The sequence below is a fragment of the Klebsiella sp. A-Nf5 genome (assembly GCF_002810545.1).
GTDB lineage: Bacteria > Pseudomonadota > Gammaproteobacteria > Enterobacterales > Enterobacteriaceae > Klebsiella > Klebsiella variicola.
The window spans coordinates 1-506 of record NZ_PIOG01000179.1 but is presented as its reverse complement, the minus strand read 5'-3'; the positions used below and the strand labels follow the sequence as shown (position 1 = coordinate 506).

The window sequence follows — 506 nt, the reverse complement described above, 5'->3', positions numbered from 1 at the left end:
CATTCAGCATCAGTCGCCTGGCTTCATTAAGGCGCAGCCATTTCTGATACCGTAGTGGGCTCATTCCCGCAAGCTGCCTGAAGTGTTGGTGGAAAGAGGGTGTGCTCATTTGCACCCGACTTGCCAGTTCTTCTACGCGTAAAGGTGATGCAATATTGGTCTTTAACCAGTCAATAGCTTTACCGATACGGTAGCCATGGCCGTCTACTGCTGCAATCTGTCTGAGATGATCTGACTGATCGCTCATCAAAAGCCGGTAATGTATCTCCCTTTGAATCAGCGGCCCGAGAACAGGAATGGCTTCAGGCTCGTCAAGCAAAGAAAGCAGACGGCAGAAAGGCTCCAGCAAAACATCAGTAATAGTTCCTATACCGACACCCGTTCCCGCGTCTCGTTTTTTAACCGGCGGCAGGCTTCCCTGTGCAATTAATTCCATCAGCACGCGCTGGTCAAGTTTATAGGCTACGCCCACGCAGGGACGGGATGTCGAAGCCTGTAATACTTCC

At 51.0% G+C, this 506-nt stretch carries 1 protein-coding gene; it reads right to left on the bottom strand.

The genetic code is table 11. The features are described from left to right. Positions 1-506, bottom strand: a 506-nt coding sequence (locus CWM53_RS19370; protein WP_133124363.1) for an AraC family transcriptional regulator, incomplete at both ends; no start/stop codon positions are given.